We start from the raw sequence: 16983 nt of genomic DNA on the forward strand, positions 1-16983 counted from the left end.
CAGAATCACGCACGGTGTAGGTGAACACATCCACCGCACCTGGGCCGCTGACCGAGTTGGGGTTGCTGTGGTACACAGCGTTACCGTGGGCATCGAGAGTCAGGTAGCCGTAGGTGCCGTTGATCTGTGAGTTGAGCCCGCCGATGGCCGAGGTCGAGGTATCGGAACCGGCGCGCACGCCGACTACTGCCCCACCGAGAGCCGGGCCGTCGGCACCGCCGATGTCGTTGTCCAGCACGTTGCCGCTGACCGTGCCGCCCTCTTGCACCGAGTCCCTGTCCGCCACGGCCTTGGGCACATCGTCGACGATGTTGACGACGATAGTGCTGGTAACCACGTTGCCCAACGAGTCGGTGGCCTGATAGGTGAAGCTTTCATGGGTAACGTTCGGGCCGTCGTTACTGTGCGGCGAGGTGCTCGGTGGCGAAGTCAGCGTGTAGGTATAAGTGCCGTTGGCGTTGATTTGAATCTGCCCGTAGGCACCGACATTGCTGCCGACCAGCGCGTAGGTGATCGCGCCGACAGCGCCCGTCACCGAACCGACCAAGGTGCCGGACGCGGTTTCGCCAGTATTGTGCGGATCACTGCCGACCACGGTACCCGCCGCCAGGTCGTTGCCGTCCTTGGTCAGGTCGAGGGCTTTTTCGTAGACCGTGACATCGTTGTCGCTGACCGCCTTGAGGCAGCTGTTGTAGACGTCGATAGTGATGGTGGTAGTGCTTTCATCGCCATCAGAGTCACGCACGGTGTAGGTGAAAACATCCACCGCGCCGGGGCCGCTCACTGAGTTCGGGTTGCTGTGGTACACCGCATTGCCCTGGGCATCCAGAGTGAGATAACCGTAGGTGCCGTTGATCTGCGAGTTGAGGCCGCCAATGGCCGAGGTCGAGGTGTCGGAACCTGCGCGCACACCGACCACCGCGCCACTGAGTGCCGGGCCGTCAGCACCGCCGATGTCGTTGTCCAGCACGTTGCCGCTGACCGTGCCGCCTTCCTGCACGGAAGTAGAGTCGGGGTTGGCCTTGGGCAGGTCGTCGACGATGTTGACGTTGATCTGCCCGCTCGCCGAACTGCCGTCCGTGTCGGTCGCGACGACGTTGAAATTCTCGGTGATGCTGTTGGCACCATTCCCGGTCGGATGGGTTTCGTGCTCCACCAGGGTGTAGCTGTAGCTGACCACACCGGTGACCGGGTTGTAGCCGGTGATGGTCAGGGTGCTGCCCAAGGGCGTCGTCACCGATTGCGGGAAGCCCGCGGCCACGCCGTTGGTGACCACCGCTATGCCACCGACGGTCAAGGTTTGCAGGCCGTCGAGTGCAGTCACCGTGAAGGTGCCGCTTTGCGTCAGCGCGGGTGCATCAGGACTGGTGCCGTCGCTGAGGTTTTTCTCGTAGACGGTCAGTTCACCGCCACTGACATCAAGACCATTGAGGATCACCGGATCGTCGTTATTGTGGATCTGCAGCACCAGGTTCGCGGTGCTGCTGTCGCCGTCCGCATCGGTGATGGTGTAGGTGAAGGTCTCGGTGCCATTGCCGCCGCCGTGCAAGGCTTTGAAGTCGGCGTCATTGGTGTTCAGGGTGTAGGTGTAAGTGCCGTTGGCATTCAGCACCAGGGTGCCGTAAGTGCCAGTGAAGGTACCAGGGGTGATTGGCCCGGAATTCTCGCCGACCGTTACCCGGTCCGCGCCCTGCACGTCGTTGGTCAGCACGTTACCGCTGAGGGTCAGCAGGGTTTCGGACGCGGTCGAGGCGTTGCTGTCGTCCACCCCCTTGGGCAGGTCGTCGACGATATTGACGTCCAGCGAGGCATTGGCGGTGGTGCCGTTGTCGTCAACCACGGTCACGCCAAAATGCTCGGACAGCGAGTTGGCACCGTTAGCCGTCGGATGCGCGTCATTGTGATCAAGGGTGTAGCTGTAGCTCACGACACCGGTCGCGGCGTTGAAACCGGTGATGGTCAGCGTGCTGCCCAGGGGTGTGGTGATCGATTGCGGGAAGCCGGCCGCCACCCCGTTGGTGACCACGGCGATGCCGCCGACAGTCAGGGTGGTCACGCCGTCGAGCGCAGTGATGGTGAAGGTGCCGTTCTGGGTCAGCGCGGTGGAGTCCGGTGCGCTGCCGGTGCTGAGGTTTTTCTCGTAAACGGTGAGCTCACCGCCGTTCACGTCCAGTCCGCTGATGACCACAGGATCGTCATTGTTGTGGATCTGCAGCACCAGGTTCGCCGTACTGCTGTCACCGTCCGCATCGGTGATGGTGTAGGTAAAGGTTTCGGTGCCATTGCCGCCGCCGTGCAGGGCTTTGAAGTCGGCGTCATTGGTATTGAGGGTGTAGGTGTAAGTGCCGTTGGCGTTCAACACCAGGGTGCCGTAAGTGCCGGTGAAGGTACCGGGGGTGATTGGCCCGGAGTTTTCGCCGACCGTTACCCGGTCCGCGCCTTGCACGTCGTTGCTCAGCACGTTGCCGTTGAGGGTCAGCAGGGTTTCCGAGGCGGTAGAAGCGTTGCTGTCGTCCACGGCCTTGGGCACGTCATCGGTGATGTTGACGTCCAGCGAACCGGTGGCGCTGTCGCCATTGCTGTCGCCGGCAACCACGCTGAAATGTTCGCTGAGGCTGTTGGTGCCGTCACCGCTGGCATGGGTTTCCGAGCCGTTGAGGGTGTAGCTGTAACTCACGACACCGGTGCTGGCGTTGTACCCGGTCACGGTCAGGGTGCTGCCCAACGGCGTGGTGATCGACTGCGGGAAACCGGCGCTCACACCGCCGACCACCACGTTGATCCCGCCGACGCTCAGGTTGGTCAGCCCGTCGGGCGCGGTCACGGTGAAGGTGCCGCTCTGGGTCAGCGCCGATGGATTGGCGGACGAACCGGTGGGCAGGTTGGCTTCGTTGACGGTCAACTCGCCGCCACTCACCGACAGGCCGGTCAGGGTGACAGGATTGTTCGGGGTTTCCGGGACCACTGGAATCACCGGCGTTACCGGAGTGACTGGCGTTACTGGGGGCACCACTGCGTCAACAGATGGCGCACCGTTGTCCGGATTCGCCGCAAAGCGCTCCTCGGGGAACTCCGGAATGCCGTTGAAACCAGCCGTAGGGAAACCGATGGTGGGATCAACCCGACCACCGACTTCTTCCAGCAGGACAAAACTATGCCCGCCACCCTGCGGCCCGCCAGGACCGGTGAAGGACGGCCCGGCGGCAGTGGCTTCGGCGGTTTGGGTCGGGTCGTCACCGGCGGCAATGGCTTTTTGCAGTTGCTCGACGTCGGTCAATTGCGCCTGAGAGGGGGTCGCCGTGTCAGCGGTATCCACATGGGGGATCTGGTCGCTGAGCATTTGCACGGTCATCTGCTGGCTGCTGCCACGCCCGAGGGTCAGTTCCTGGCCGTTTTGCAGATGCACCGCGACTGCACCTTCAGCGCCGGTGTTCAACTGGTCGCCGGCGAACAGGCGATCGCCCTCGACCAACGCCCGGCGAGTGCCATCACTCGACACCGCAAACACCTGACCAATGACCTTGCTGACGATTCCGATGAGCGTTGCCATGTGCACTTCCTCCGCTGCCAACTGCTGCCGGCAGCCTGTTTTGTGCGAAGAACGTGCTCATGGCTCAAACGGGTTGCTGAACGGATCGTCTACCGCGTGCCGGTTACCGGCCGTAAACCACGGCCCTGGCGACTCTCTCGTCCTTTCATTAACTCACCGGCGATGTCTGCGATTCGGAAAAAGTCCATGCAATCAACGGCATGCGCCTCCTGTTTCGCAACAACCTGCCCAGTGAGCAATGCGTAACGATCTTGAATCACCAGTGACAAAAAACCGTCACCAAAGATCGTCGCATCCCTCCCCTCCAGCACTTCCACGCCCTATGTCGATAAGTGGATTGGAACTTTTTTCTCAAGCTCCGGTGAGCGCCCTAAAGCTCATGATTCCGGGGCTTTGCAAGTGAACAATGTGCTGGATTTGGCGGAGCGCATAAGTTTTTTTCGGCATAAACCTTATGAGAAAAATTTCTTAGCTACGCTCCAGAATGTTCTTAGCTCTTTTGTTAAAGGCATGAAACAACTTTATTAAAAAATGTCGTCAAATAATTGGCGACTGATAAGCACCATCAGGAATCAGGGAGATGCACCATGCGCCAGTTAACCCCCCTCTGCAGCGCGGTTCTTTTGGCGATGGCCTGCATGTCTCAGGCCCAGGCAATGACGCTGACCGAAGCCATCCAGAGCACCATCGCAACCCACCCCGAGCTCGCCTCGCGGGTAGACAGCCGTCTGTCGGCTGACGAGGATGTGAAGGTCGCCAAGGGTGGTTTTTACCCATCAGTCGATCTGAACGCCGCCTATGGCCGCGGCTACAGCGACAACACCAACACCCGCGCGCTCACGCCGAGCGGACACAACACCGAAACCCTCAATTACACCCAGTCGGAATTGCGCCTGCGGCAGATGCTGTTCGACGGTTTCAACACCGCCAATGAAGTTGAACGCACCAAAGGCGTGGTCAACTCCCGCGCCTACTACGCCCAAGGCACCGCCCAGGATCTGGCCCTGCGCACCACCGAGGTCTACCTCGAAGTGCTCAAGCGCCGTGAATTGGTGACATTGGCCAAGAACAACCTGCAAGCGCACCTGCGGGTCAACGACCAGATCGGCCTGCGCACCCAGCGCGGTATTGGCAGCAACGCCGACGCCGACCAGTCCACAGCACGTCGGGCATTGGCGGAAAACAACCTCGATACGGCCCAGGTCGACCTGGCCGACGCCGAATCGAATTTCTACGCCGTGGTCGGGCGCCTGCCCGATGAACTCGAAGCGCCGCCATCGATTCGCGGTGAAGTGCCCACCAGCCTGCCCGAAGCTCAGCAGAGCATGGTCGAGAACAACCCGTACCTGAAGTCCGCGCAGGCGGACGTGCAATCGGCCGAGAGCCAGTATGAAGTTGCCAAGTCGCCGTTCTACCCGCGCTTCGACGCCGAGGCCGCCGTGGGTGCGAACAACAACGTGCAGGGCGATGAAGGCCATGACAACGAATGGCGGGTCGGTGTGGTGATGAACTACAACCTGTTCCGCGGCGGCAGCGACAAGGCGCGCCTGGCGTCCGACGCGCACAAGATCAACCAGGCAATGGACATCCGTAACAATGCCCTGCGCCAGCTCAACGAAAACATTCACCTGGCCTGGAACGCCATGCTCAACGCCAAGAAGCAAACGCCGACGGCCCGCGAGTATGCCGAAACCAGTAAACGCGTGCGCATGGCCTATCAGGACCAGTTCGGTCTCGGACAACGTACCCTGCTCGATTTGCTCGACAGTGAAAACGAGCTCTACAACGCCAACCGTCGCTACACCGAAGTGCGTTACACCGAGGAGTTCTCGATGTACCGCGTACTGGCGAACATGGGCCAGTTGCTGAGCAAGCAACGCGTAGTGCTGCCCGCTGACGCCATCGCCCAGACCGAAGTGAAGAACGAAGCGCGCTTGCCTGAACTGAAGTAGTGCCTGGGAGCGATCAATATGACCAGCATGGAACCCGGCAACACGGGGATCGATCCACGCCTGAGCTTCGATGACCCGCTTCTGGACGGTCTGTTGATCCTCTGCAAACTCCACGGCGCGACGGTCAGTCGCGCCAGCCTGAGTGCCGGGCTGCCAATGGCACACCAACGCCTGAGCCTGGACCTGCTGCCCCGTGCAGCGGCCCGGGCCGGTTTGCAGGCGCGCCTGCTGCGCCGCGATCTCAAGGACATCTCCCCGCTCAACCTGCCCGTACTGCTGTTGCTCAACGACGGCCGCACGGCGGTGCTGCGCCGCTATGGCGAGGACGGCAAGGTGCTGATCCTGCCCAGCGAAGCCGACGGTGGCGAACAATGGATCAGCCCGCAGGAGCTTGCCGAACACTACAGCGGCCAGGCCTTGTTCGCCCGGCCACGCCACGAACTGGAAGACCTGCGCTCGCCGTTGGTGCCGCGAGTGCAGGCCTGGTTTCGCGACACCCTGAAATTGTCGAAATGGCTGTACAGCGATGCCATCCTGGCCAGCCTGTTGATCAACCTGCTGGGCCTGATGGTGCCGTTGTTCGTCATGCAGACCTACGACCGCGTGGTGCCCAACCAGGCCACTTCGACCCTGTGGGTGCTGTCGATCGGCCTGTTGATCGGCACCGGCTTCGAACTGGTGCTGCGTGTGGTGCGCGCGCACCTGCTCGACACCGCTGGCAAGAAAACCGACGTGATTCTCTCGGCCACGCTGTTCGAGCGCATTACCGGCATGTCGATGAAGGCCCGCCCTGCCACGATCGGCGGCTTTGCCCAGAGCATTCACGACTTCCAGGGCCTGCGCGAGTTTCTCACCGCCGTCACCCTCACCAGCCTGATCGACCTGCCCTTCTGCCTGCTGATGCTGCTGGTGATCGGCCTGCTCGGCGGCTGGCTGGTGGTGATTCCGATCCTGGCGTTTCCCATCACCATCCTCTTCGCCATGATCATTCAGGCCCGCCTGCGCGACACCGTGCAGAAAAGCCTGAGCCTCGGTGCCGAACGCCAGGCGCTGCTGATCGAAACCCTCAGCGGCCTGGAAACCCTCAAGGCCTGCAGCGCTGAAAGTGAACGCCAGCACAAATGGGAAAGTACCCACGGCGCCCTCACCCGCCTCGACAGTCACGCGCGTAACCTCGCGGCGCTGGCCACCAACGGCACATTGTTCATCCAGCAACTGTCCGGCATGGCGACCATCGTGGCCGGGGTGTACAGCATCATCGCCGGCAACCTCAGCGTGGGTGCGCTGGTGGCCAGCTACATGCTCGGCAGTCGCGTGCTGGCGCCGCTGGGGCAAATCGCCGGCCTGATCACCCGCTACCAGCAAGCGCAACTGACCATGAAAAGCACCGACGCGCTGATGGGCCTGCCCCAGGAGCGCGACAGCAAACAGCGTCCGCTGGAGCGCACGCAACTGCAAGGCGCGCTGGATGTTGTCGGCGTGACTTTTCACTACAACGGCCAGAGTGCGTCGGCCCTGGCCAACATCAGCTTCAGCGTCAAACCTGGCGAGCGCATCGGCATCATTGGCCGCAGCGGTTCCGGCAAAAGCACCCTGGCGCGGCTGGTCATGGGCTTTTACGAACCCGACGAAGGCCAGTTACTGCTGGACAACCTCGACCTGCGGCAACTGGACGTCGCCGACCTGCGCCATCAGATTGGTTACGTCGCCCACGACCTGCCGCTGCTGGCCGGCAGCCTGCGCGACAACCTGACCCTCGGTGCGCGCTACATCAGCGACTCGCGCATGCTCGAAGTGGCCGAACTCACCGGCGTCACTGAACTGGCTCGCCAGCATCCGCAAGGCTTCGACCGCCCCGTAGGTGAGCGCGGGCAGTTACTCTCGGGTGGTCAACGGCAGGCCGTGCTGCTGGCCCGCGCCCTGTTGCTGGACCCGCCGATCATGTTGCTCGACGAACCCACCAGCGCCATGGACAACAGCAGCGAAGACGTCCTGCGGCAGAAACTCCACGGCTGGGTCCAGGGTAAAACCGTCCTGCTGGTGACCCATCGCACCTCGATGCTCAGCCTGGTCGATCGCCTGGTGGTGCTGGATAACGGACGGATCGTTGCCGACGGTCCGAAAGAAGCGGTCATCGATGCACTGCGCAAGGGCCGCGTCGGCTCTGCGGCTGTCTAGGAGCTGCCTATGTCTGCTTCATCGGATTCCTCGAAACAGCGCGGCTACTTCGACAGTTTCAACAAAAACGTCGAAACCGAGTTCATGCCGGAAACCGCCGGCGCCGCGCTGCAGGACTCGCCGCGCTGGTCGCGGATCACTGTGTGGCTGGCGGCAGGGCTGATTGTCAGCGCGCTGGTCTGGGCCAAATTCGCCGTGCTGCAGGAAGTCACCATGGGCGAAGGCAAGGCGATTCCCTCGAGCAAGGTCCAGGTGATCCAGAACCTCGAGGGCGGCATCGTCACCGAAATCTTCGTGCGCGAAGGACAAATGGTGAACAAAGGCGACACCCTATTGCGCCTCGATGACACCCGCTACCTGTCGAACAAGGGCGAAAGCGAAGCAGATCGTTATGCCCTGACCGCTCAGGTCGAACGGCTGTCTGCCGAAGCCGAAGGTCGCCCATTCAAGCTGTCAGAAGAAGTGATTGCCAAAGCGCCGCAAGTGGCCGAAGACGAGCGCTCGCTGTACGACCAGCGCCAACGTCGCCTGGCCAGTGAACAACGCACCTTGAGCGAACAACTTCGGCAAAAAACCCAGGAACTGGCGGAGTTTCGCTCGAAACAGGGGCAATACAGCTCCAGCCTGGCGCTATTGCAACAAGAGATGAACATGTCGACGCCGCTGGTGGGCACCGGCGCGGTGTCGCCGGTGGAAATCCTCCGGCTCAAGCGCAGTGCCGTGGAGATCCGCGGCTCTTTGGACGCCACCACCCTGGCAATTCCCCGGGCTGAATCGGCGATCAACGAGATCAAGAGCAAGATCGACGAGTCCGAACAGACCTTTCGCTCGGACGCGGCAAAGGAACTCAATGAGAAACGCACCGACCTGTCGAAAATAACGGCTTCGAGCATTGCCATCGATGACCGCGTGACTCGCACCACGGTGGTGTCACCGGTCCACGGCATCATCAAGGTGCTCAAGGTCAACACCATTGGCGGCGTGGTCCAGCCGGGCAGCGACATGGTGGAAATCGTCCCGCTGGAAGACAATCTGCTGATCGAAGCCAAGGTCCGGCCACAGGATGTGGCGTTCCTGCACCCGGGCCAGAAAGCCATGGTCAAGTTCAGCGCCTACGACTACACGATCTACGGTGGCTTGAGCGCGAAGCTGGAGCTGATCGGGGCTGACACCATCACCGATGACAAGGGCAACAGCTTCTATCTGATCCAGGTACGCACGGACAAAAACCACTTGGGCGGGGATGTGAAACCATTGCTGATCATTCCGGGGATGGTGGCCACGGTAGACATCATTACCGGAGAGAAGACGGTGCTTGATTACTTGCTCAAGCCGGTGTTGAAGGCAAGGACCGAGGCGATGCGCGAAAGGTAGCCCTGAACAGCATTCTGCAGATGACTTCCTGCCGCCATCGAAAGCAAGCTCGCTCCCACAGGTTCACTGTCGTTCGCAAAAACCACCTACGACACGGACACCGTGGGAGCGAGCTTGCTCGCGATGGGGCCATCAAAACCAGCCATTATCCCGGGCCGTGATTACGCTGGAATGTCTCCTCCCCCATCGCCGCAATCTGCCCCTCGATCAATGCCTCGAAAGGCTTCAATAAAGGTGCAAACGTAGTCGGCGCTTCAAGACTTTCCAGCGCCTGCACAATGGCCTCCACCGTCGACAAGGCCCCCGGTCCCGGCGCCTTGCGCAGCCGGTAACGGGAAACCCCGCCCTCGGCCAGGGTCACCCTTGGCAACGCTGCCAGCAACGGGTTGAGGTGCAGCATCTTGCGCGCCTTGCGCCAGGTGCCGTCGGGAACCACCAGTAACAAAGGCAGATCCGAAACCCTGTAAGCCCGCATCGGCTGCGCGTCGTCACCAGGAAACAACAAGCGCGCCTGATAACCCGGTCGATTCAACAGCGCTGGCAGATCCTCGAACACCTCGCCGACGATCAACTCAGCATTGTTCAGGCCCAAGGCCGCCAATCGCGCCGTGTTCAACGCATGTTTCACTTCGCTCGGGTGCTGCAACAGCAACACCCGCGTGCGACTGTCGAGGTTCGGAATCAACGGGCACAGGCAGTGGCTCTGTGGGCGCAAGCAGCGTTCGCACTGGATTCTGGACATCGTTTCAAGCCTGGTTCAGTTGCGCTTTGAGCAAATCGCGGAAGGTCTGGATCAAGGGTTCGCGACTGCGTCCCCGGCGCATGATCATCGAGAACGGAGCCTGATAACCGAAGGTCGCCGGCAGCAACACGCGCAAGTCGCCCCTGTCGGCCCAGGCCTGGGCATAGTGTTCCGGCAAGTAGCCGATGTAGGCGCCCGACAACACCAGAATCAACTGTGCTTCCATACTTTCCACGGTCGCGGCGCTGTGCTTGAAACCGTGTCGCGCCAGTTCCGCCTGGCTCCAGTAACCACGACCGACCATGCGCTGCTGGGTGATGACCTGTTCGGGAATGCGTCGTTCGTTGAACAACGGATGGCGGGTACTGCAATACAACCAGTGCTGCTCGCGGTACAGCGGCATGTACACCAGACCGCTCATGCGCGTGGAAAACGCGCCAATGGCCAGATCAAGACGATTGTCCTGCACACCGAGCTGCAATTCGTAAGGGCTCATCACCGACAGGTGCAAGTGCACGGCCGGGTGTTCCTGGCTATAGCCGCCGATGGCTTCGGCGAAGGGCAAGGCCTTGTCGCTGACGGTGGAGTCGATCACCCCCAGGTTCAAGGTGCCGCGCAATTCACCCTTGAGGGCGGCGGCGTACTGTTCGAACCCTTCAAGTTCGCCTAACAGACGCAGGGTCTCCTGATGGAACAGCTCGCCCTTGCTGGTGAGGCTGAAACCGCCGCGGCCACGATGGCACAACACCAGGCCCAGGGCCGCTTCGAGTTGGCTCATGTAGGTGCTGATCGCCGACGTCGACAGATTGAGCTCCTGCTGGGCGTTGGCGAAGCCCTGATGACGCACCACGCTGACAAAGATGCGCAATAGTTTCAGGTCGGGTAAAGCGTTGGCCATGGGTACTCCGGAAGCAAGGTCATGCGTATTCACTTGTGGCGAGGGAGCTTGCTCCCGTTCGGCTGCGCAGCAGTCGTAAACCTGCGGATGCATTCAGCCTGTAAAAATTCAGTGAATGGGTGTGGGGCCGCTGCGCAGCCCAGCGGGAGCAAGCTCCCTCGCCACAGGAGTGCGGCACATGGCCGCAAGTCTAACGCCGTATCGGCCATTAGTTTAGAAAAATCTGAACTAAGTATTTGCGCGTAGCGATTCTTCCCGCCCACTACATTTCGCAGAATCCGCCCACAACGGTGCCCGTACCTCCCGTGAGCGGCGCAACCGACACAAATAAAACAAACGACGATGAGGCCATACCCGTGGACAAGATTCTTCACCAACCACTGGGCGGCAACGAAATGCCGCGCTTCGGCGGCATCGCCACCATGCTCCGACTCCCCCATGTACCTACCGCTGCCGGTCTGGACGCTGCCTTTGTAGGCGTGCCCCTGGACATCGGTACTTCGCTGCGTCCGGGCACCCGTTTCGGGCCACGTGACATCCGCGCCGAATCGGTAATGATCCGCCCGTACAACATGGCCACCGGTGCTGCACCGTTCGACTCGCTGTCGGTTGCCGACATCGGCGACGTAGCGATCAACACCTTCAACCTGCTGGATGCCGTGCGGATCATCGAAGAGTCCTACGACAACATCCTCGAACACGACGTGATCCCGCTGACTTTGGGCGGCGACCACACCATCACCCTGCCAATCCTGCGTGCCATCCATAAAAAGCACGGCAAGGTCGGCCTGGTGCACATCGACGCTCACGCGGATGTGAACGATCACATGTTCGGCGAGAAAATCGCCCACGGCACCACCTTCCGTCGCGCCGTTGAAGAAGGCCTGATCGACCCGGACCGCGTGGTCCAGATCGGCCTGCGCGCCCAGGGCTACACCGCTGACGACTTCAACTGGAGCCGCAACCAGGGCTTCCGTGTGGTCCAGGCCGAAGAGTGCTGGCACAAATCCCTGGAACCTTTGATGGCCGAAGTTCGCGAGAAAGTCGGCGGCGGTCCGGTGTACCTGAGCTTCGACATCGACGGTATCGACCCGGCCTGGGCTCCAGGTACCGGCACCCCGGAAATTGGCGGTCTGACCACCATTCAGGCGATCGAAATCGTTCGCGGCTGCCAGGGTCTCGACCTGATCGGTTGCGATCTGGTAGAAGTCTCGCCCGCATATGACACCACCGGCAACACCTCGCTGCTGGCCGCCAACCTGCTGTACGAAATGCTCTGCGTACTGCCTGGCGTAGTCCACCGCTGAGGATCGGTCATGAACGAACGTGATCAGGTATTGAAAGCTGCCGCCGATCTGGTGTCGGCCTTTGCCCGCAACGATCGCGAAGCCTACTTCGGCGCCTTCAGCGCCGATGCCAGCTTCGTCTTCTACACCCTCGAACAGCCTCTGCTGTCGCGCGACGCCTACCAGGTGTTGTGGGACAGCTGGCGCGCCGAGGATGGCTTCGAGGTGCTGTCGTGCACCTCGAGCAACGCTTTCGTCAGCCTGCAGGGTGATGTGGCGATTTTCATCCATGACGTAGCCACCGAGCTGCGCATGCAAGGGGAGCAACACTTTAGCCAGGAGCGCGAGACGATTGTTTTCAGGAAACAAGCGTCTGGCCAAGAACAACAAGGCCTTTGGCTGGCCTGCCACGAACACTTGTCCGCCTTGCCGGAAGGGCTGCCAACCCCTTAGCCACAACAGGTGACGCTCACACACGATGAGCGCGCCTTTATGATCGGAGCAGATCATGAATAACAACAACAAAGACCAAAGCCTTACACAAATTGAAACCTACGGGGTCGAGCAGATCCCGGACAACGAGCGCACCGCAGGCCCGACGGACTTGTTCCGGATGATCTTCGGTGGTTCGAACACTTTTGCCACCGCCGTTCTCGGCAGTTTCCCGGTACTGTTCGGCCTGTCTTTCCAGGCGGGCGTCTGGGCGATTGTGCTGGGCGTGTTGCTCGGTTCGCTGATCCTCGCCCCCATGGGCCTGTTCGGTCCGATCAACGGCACCAACAACGCCGTGTCTTCCGGTGCGCACTTCGGCGTGCACGGGCGGATCGTCGGTTCGTTCCTGTCTCTGCTGACCGCCATCGCCTTCTTCTCGCTGTCGGTGTGGAGTTCGGGTGATGCGTTGATCGGTGGCGCCAAACGCCTGATCGGCCTGCCGGAAACCGACCTGACCCTGGGCCTGGCCTACGGTCTGTTCGCGGTGTTGGTCCTGACCGTGTGCATCTATGGCTTCCGCTTCCTGCTGTGGGTCAACAAGATCGCGGTGTGGAGTGCCAGCCTGCTGTTCCTGCTGGGCATCTTCGCCTTCGCCGGTCCTTTCGATGCGAACTACGCCGGTACCGTCAACCTCGGTCAGCCTGGCTTCTGGGCCGCGTTCATCGGTGCTGCACTGGTGGCCATGAGCAACCCGATTTCCTTCGGTGCGTTCCTCGGCGACTGGTCGCGTTACATTCCGCGTGACACCTCCAAGCGTCGTATCATGGCGGCTGTGGTGATTTCGCAGATCGCGACCTTCATTCCGTTCCTGTTCGGCCTGACCACCGCGACCATCGTGGCGATCAAGGCACCGGACTACATCGCGGCCAACAACTATGTAGGCGGTCTGCTGGCGGTGTCGCCAAGCTGGTTCTTCCTGCCGGTGTGCCTGATTGCGGTGATCGGCGGCATGTCCACCGGTACCACTTCGCTCTACGGCACCGGCCTGGACATGTCCAGCGTGTTCCCGCGCGTCCTGTCGCGGGTCAAGGCAACGCTGCTGATCGGTGTGATGTCGATTGCGTTCATCTTCATCGGACGCTTCGCGGCGAACCTGGTGCAGAGCGTGTCGACCTTCGCCGTGCTGATCATCACCTGCACCACGCCATGGATGGTGATCATGATCATCGGCCTGCTGGTGCGTCGCGGCTTCTACTGCCCGGATGACCTGCAAGTGTTCACCCGTGGCGAGAAAGGTGGCCGTTACTGGTTCACCCACGGCTGGAACTGGCGTGGCCTGGGTGCCTGGATCCCGAGCGCGGCCGTCGGCCTGTGCTTCGTGAACCTGCCGGGCCAGTTTGTCGGACCACTGGGCGAAATGGCCGGTGGTATCGATATCAGCCTGCCAGTCACCCTGGGCCTGGCCTCGCTGGTGTATCTGGCACTGTTGAGCCTGTTCCCGGAACCCGCAGCGGTGTACGGCCCGACCGACCCGCGCAGCAAGAGCAAGGATTCGCTCGCTAAACCGGCGATGCGACAAGTCGCCTGATAAACGCTCAAGGTGGTAGGCGATACCACTGTGGCGAGGGAGCTTGCTCCCGCTCGGCTGCGCAGCAGTCGCAAAACAGACTGATGAGTTTCTCCTGAAGAAACCCGACAGCAGGCATTGGGGCTGCTTTGCAGCCCAGCGGGAGCAAGCTCCCTCGCCACAGATGTGATCCCAGCCACATTGCTTTTTAGTTTCAACATAAGAAAGACAATCGGAGACACGCCATCATGGCTTTGGATTTATTCGTTGTACTCATCTACGCCGCCGCGATGCTGCTACTCGGCTATTACGGCATGCGCAAGGCCAAGACCAACGAAGAGTTTTTGGTTGCCGGTCGTAATCTCGGCCCAAGCCTCTACATGGGCACCATGGCCGCCACCGTCCTGGGTGGTGCGTCCACCGTGGGCACCGTACGCCTGGGCTACGTACATGGCATCTCCGGTTTCTGGCTCTGTGCCGCACTGGGTTGCGGGATCGTCGCGCTGAACCTGTTCCTCGCCAAGCCACTGTTGAAGCTGAAGATCTACACCGTTACCCAGGTGCTGGAAAAGCGCTACAACCCGATGGCCCGCTCCGCGAGCGCGGTGATCATGCTGGCCTACGCGCTGATGATCGGCGTGGTTTCGATCCTGGCGATCGGTACCGTCCTGCAAGTGCTGTTCGGCCTGCCGTTCTGGATCTCGGTATTGCTCGGCGGTGGCGTGGTCGTGGTCTACTCGGCGATCGGCGGCATGTGGTCCCTGACCCTGACTGACATCGTCCAGTTCATCATCAAGACCGTGGGCCTGATGTTCATCCTGTTGCCAATCTGCCTGTACCGCGTTGGCGGCTGGGATCAGTTGGTGGCCAAACTGCCGGCGGCGAGCTTCAGCTTCACCACCATCGGCTGGGACACCATCATCACCTACTTCGTGATCTACTTCTTCGGCATCCTGATCGGTCAGGACATCTGGCAACGGGTGTTCACCGCCAAGAACGCCAAAGTCGCGCAATACGCCGGTACCGCCGCAGGTCTCTACTGCATCGTCTACGGTCTGGTTTGCGCTCTGATCGGCATGGCCGCTCACGTACTGATCCCGGATCTGGACAACGTCAACAACGCCTTCGCCGCTATCGTGAAGCTGTCCCTGCCGGACGGTATCCGTGGCCTGGTGATCGCTGCCGCATTGGCCGCCATGATGTCCACCGCGAGCGCCGGCCTGCTGGCTGCCGCAACCACCCTGAGCGAAGACCTGCTGCCTAAACTGCGTGGCGGCAAGCAGTCGAGCCTGAGCCTGAACCGCCTGGTGACCCTGTTGACCGGCATTGTCGTGCTGGGTATCGCCCTGGTGGTACACGACGTGATCAGCGCCCTGACCCTGGCCTACAACCTGTTGGTCGGCGGCATGCTGGTTCCACTGATGGGTGCGATCTTCTGGAAACGTGCAACTACCGCCGGCGCCATCGCCAGCATGGGCCTGGGTTTCGCCACTGCCCTGCTGTTCATGGTCAAGGACGGTCTGGATGCCAACACCCCGATCTACTACAGCCTGGTTGCCAGCCTGGTGAGCTTCGTGGTGGTCAGCCTGCTGTCCCGCCGCTCGGCGACATTGGCCAGCGCTGCCTAAGCTGAAACATAACGACTTGATGCTTTCTTCGACGAGTGTGGCGTCGGTTGCCACACTCGTTTTTTTTCGCCTGAAGGAAACTGCCCATGAAGATCGTCAGCCGCGATCAGTGGTTCGAAGTCAAACACCTCAGCGACGGCATTCGCTTGATCCACGAGCCCTACATTCGCCCCTTCTACCGCTGCAACCTCTGGCACATCCAAGGGCGCGACAAGGACCTGCTGCTTGATAGCGGCTCCGGACTGGTCAGTCTGCGCGAACAATTGCCATGGATCACCGAGCGGCCATTGGTCGCCGTAGCCAGCCACTGCCATTTCGATCACATCGCCGGTCATCACGAGTTCGCCGAGCGCCTGGTGCACCCGGCCGAAGCCGACATTCTTGCCGCGCCGGACGGTGAAAATGACCTCAGCCGTGCCTTCGTCGGCGACGACATGTTCGAAGCGCACCCCGACTGCCCGCTGTGTTACGCCGAGTACCGGGTCAAGGCCGCGCCGGCCACAGGTTTTGTCGAAGACGGGGATGTGCTGGATCTTGGCAATCGGGTCTTGCAGGTCGTACACACACCGGGGCACTCGCCGGGCGGCATCTGTCTGTACGAAGCGACCACCGAAACCCTGTTCAGCGGCGACATCATCTACGACGGCCCGTTGATCGAAGACGCCTACCACTCCAACCTTGAAGACTACGCCAACAGCCTGCGACGTTTGCACGCACTGCCAATCCGCACGGTGCATGGCGGCCATTTCGGCAGTTTTTCCGGCGAGCACCTGCGCGACATGATTGACCAATGGCAGCGCTCCCACGACTGATGCCTGCTGTAATCAATGGCAGGGACGACAGCGCCAGGGAGAACAAGAACAACGCCTGCGAAGACCATCATGAACAGAGCCGCCGTACGCGCCGTCGTGCATCGCTATATCAGCCGCCTGCTGGAAAGCCGGGATGACTTCGACGACAGCACCAGCCTGGCGCAGTTGGGTCTGGACAAGGAAGATATCGAGGAACTGATCTTCCACATGGAAGATGAGCTGAATGTGACGGCGTTTACCGCCGAGGAAGACCGGATGCTGAAGTCAGTCAGAACTGTGAATGATCTGAGCCGTTTTTTGTTGGAGATCGGGCGGCATTGAAGTGGATTGCCACAGCTGATCTGTTGGCAATCCAGATGCAAATGGCGAGAGGATTTATCCCCTCACCACAACAAGCCCGCTACGGGTCAGTAACGATTACCGGCGACGCTGCTGACGTCGGCGTTGCTCGTCGTCAGTACGAATAGGCACGGGTTGCAGAGGCGGTTCGATCAAACCGAGTGCGACACCCAGGTCGTGCAGCCAGTTTTGGATTTTCTCTTTCATGGTGCCCCCTTCAGGGTA

14 protein-coding genes are annotated in these 16983 nt (G+C 61.0%); 9 read left to right on the plus strand and 5 right to left on the minus strand.

The annotated features are described in order from the left end of the window. Nucleotides 1-3550, minus strand: a 3550-nt coding sequence (locus tag EIY72_RS00175) for a retention module-containing protein (RefSeq protein ID WP_132680096.1), incomplete at its 3' end; no start/stop codon positions are given. 89 nt (nt 3551-3639) lie between these two features. After that, nucleotides 3640-3867 (minus strand): hypothetical protein, encoded by a 228-nt coding sequence (locus EIY72_RS30015; RefSeq protein WP_093225337.1) that lies wholly within the window; start codon nt 3865-3867, stop codon nt 3640-3642. A gap of 270 nt (nt 3868-4137) precedes the next feature. Between EIY72_RS30015 and EIY72_RS00185 the strand changes: the two genes are divergently transcribed. From EIY72_RS00185 to EIY72_RS00195, 3 genes are read left to right on the plus strand one after another with little or no spacing between them, the layout of a single operon-like run. Then, nucleotides 4138-5502, plus strand: coding sequence for a TolC family outer membrane protein (locus EIY72_RS00185; RefSeq protein ID WP_093225339.1), 1365 nt, complete (start codon nt 4138-4140; stop codon nt 5500-5502). 18 nt (nt 5503-5520) lie between these two features. Next, nucleotides 5521-7680, plus strand: a complete 2160-nt coding sequence (locus EIY72_RS00190; RefSeq protein WP_093225341.1) for a type I secretion system permease/ATPase — start codon at nt 5521-5523, stop codon at nt 7678-7680. Nucleotides 7681-7689: 9 nt separating this feature from the next. Then, nucleotides 7690-9054, plus strand: a complete 1365-nt coding sequence (locus EIY72_RS00195; protein ID WP_093225343.1) for an HlyD family type I secretion periplasmic adaptor subunit — start codon at nt 7690-7692, stop codon at nt 9052-9054. Nucleotides 9055-9199: 145 nt separating this feature from the next. Here EIY72_RS00195 and EIY72_RS00200 read toward each other — a convergent pair whose 3' ends face one another. Together EIY72_RS00200 and EIY72_RS00205 are read right to left on the minus strand one after the other, a co-directional pair. Then, nucleotides 9200-9796 carry a tRNA-uridine aminocarboxypropyltransferase gene (locus EIY72_RS00200; RefSeq protein ID WP_093225345.1) on the minus strand — a complete coding sequence of 199 codons (597 nt, stop codon included), beginning with the start codon at nt 9794-9796 and terminating at the stop codon, nt 9200-9202. Between the two features lie 4 nt (nt 9797-9800). Further along, a complete protein-coding gene (locus tag EIY72_RS00205; RefSeq protein WP_093225348.1) occupies nt 9801-10694 on the minus strand; it encodes a LysR family transcriptional regulator in 894 nt (297 codons plus the stop codon). A gap of 356 nt (nt 10695-11050) precedes the next feature. Between EIY72_RS00205 and speB the strand changes: the two genes are divergently transcribed. The 6 genes from speB (at nt 11051) to EIY72_RS00240 (ending at nt 16740) form a co-directional block, all read left to right on the plus strand. Next, nucleotides 11051-12001, plus strand: coding sequence for an agmatinase (gene speB / locus EIY72_RS00215; protein ID WP_093225352.1), 951 nt, complete (start codon nt 11051-11053; stop codon nt 11999-12001). Between the two features lie 9 nt (nt 12002-12010). After that, nucleotides 12011-12433: a YybH family protein gene (locus EIY72_RS00220; protein ID WP_093225355.1), complete on the plus strand. Its 423-nt coding sequence runs from the start codon at nt 12011-12013 to the stop codon at nt 12431-12433. Nucleotides 12434-12488: 55 nt separating this feature from the next. Beyond that, nucleotides 12489-14000 carry a purine-cytosine permease family protein gene (locus EIY72_RS00225; RefSeq protein ID WP_093225358.1) on the plus strand — a complete coding sequence of 504 codons (1512 nt, stop codon included), beginning with the start codon at nt 12489-12491 and terminating at the stop codon, nt 13998-14000. Nucleotides 14001-14227: 227 nt separating this feature from the next. Then, the gene (locus tag EIY72_RS00230; protein ID WP_093225361.1) at nt 14228-15607 is read left to right on the plus strand and encodes a sodium:solute symporter family protein; all 1380 of its coding nucleotides are present in this window, start codon (nt 14228-14230) and stop codon (nt 15605-15607) included. 86 nt (nt 15608-15693) lie between these two features. Beyond that, nucleotides 15694-16419, plus strand: coding sequence for an MBL fold metallo-hydrolase (locus EIY72_RS00235; protein WP_093225364.1), 726 nt, complete (start codon nt 15694-15696; stop codon nt 16417-16419). 69 nt (nt 16420-16488) lie between these two features. Beyond that, nucleotides 16489-16740 carry a phosphopantetheine-containing protein gene (locus tag EIY72_RS00240; protein WP_093225367.1) on the plus strand — a complete coding sequence of 84 codons (252 nt, stop codon included), beginning with the start codon at nt 16489-16491 and terminating at the stop codon, nt 16738-16740. A 96-nt stretch (nt 16741-16836) separates the two neighbouring features. Here EIY72_RS00240 and EIY72_RS30185 read toward each other — a convergent pair whose 3' ends face one another. Then, on the minus strand, nt 16837-16965 hold the full coding sequence (locus EIY72_RS30185; protein WP_007914492.1) for a PA1414 family protein: 129 nt from the start codon (nt 16963-16965) through the stop codon (nt 16837-16839). Nucleotides 16966-16983: the final 18 nt, after the last annotated feature.

Source organism: Pseudomonas vancouverensis (genome assembly GCF_004348895.1).
In the GTDB taxonomy this organism is placed as follows: Bacteria; Pseudomonadota; Gammaproteobacteria; order Pseudomonadales; family Pseudomonadaceae; genus Aquipseudomonas; species Aquipseudomonas vancouverensis.

What these genes read in the sequence shown, in the direction of transcription:
- EIY72_RS00225 (WP_093225358.1), top strand. Translation starts at nt 12,489, where the DNA reads ATGAATAACAACAACAAAGACCAAAGCCTTACACAAATTGAAACCTAC.
- EIY72_RS00190 (WP_093225341.1), top strand. Translation starts at nt 5,521, where the DNA reads ATGACCAGCATGGAACCCGGCAACACGGGGATCGATCCACGCCTGAGC.
- EIY72_RS00205 (WP_093225348.1), bottom strand. Translation starts at nt 10,694, where the DNA reads ATGGCCAACGCTTTACCCGACCTGAAACTATTGCGCATCTTTGTCAGC.
- EIY72_RS00220 (WP_093225355.1), top strand. Translation starts at nt 12,011, where the DNA reads ATGAACGAACGTGATCAGGTATTGAAAGCTGCCGCCGATCTGGTGTCG.
- EIY72_RS00230 (WP_093225361.1), top strand. Translation starts at nt 14,228, where the DNA reads ATGGCTTTGGATTTATTCGTTGTACTCATCTACGCCGCCGCGATGCTG.
- EIY72_RS00240 (WP_093225367.1), top strand. Translation starts at nt 16,489, where the DNA reads ATGAACAGAGCCGCCGTACGCGCCGTCGTGCATCGCTATATCAGCCGC.
- EIY72_RS00200 (WP_093225345.1), bottom strand. Translation starts at nt 9,796, where the DNA reads ATGTCCAGAATCCAGTGCGAACGCTGCTTGCGCCCACAGAGCCACTGC.
- EIY72_RS00235 (WP_093225364.1), top strand. Translation starts at nt 15,694, where the DNA reads ATGAAGATCGTCAGCCGCGATCAGTGGTTCGAAGTCAAACACCTCAGC.
- EIY72_RS00195 (WP_093225343.1), top strand. Translation starts at nt 7,690, where the DNA reads ATGTCTGCTTCATCGGATTCCTCGAAACAGCGCGGCTACTTCGACAGT.
- EIY72_RS30185 (WP_007914492.1), bottom strand. Translation starts at nt 16,965, where the DNA reads ATGAAAGAGAAAATCCAAAACTGGCTGCACGACCTGGGTGTCGCACTC.
- EIY72_RS00185 (WP_093225339.1), top strand. Translation starts at nt 4,138, where the DNA reads ATGCGCCAGTTAACCCCCCTCTGCAGCGCGGTTCTTTTGGCGATGGCC.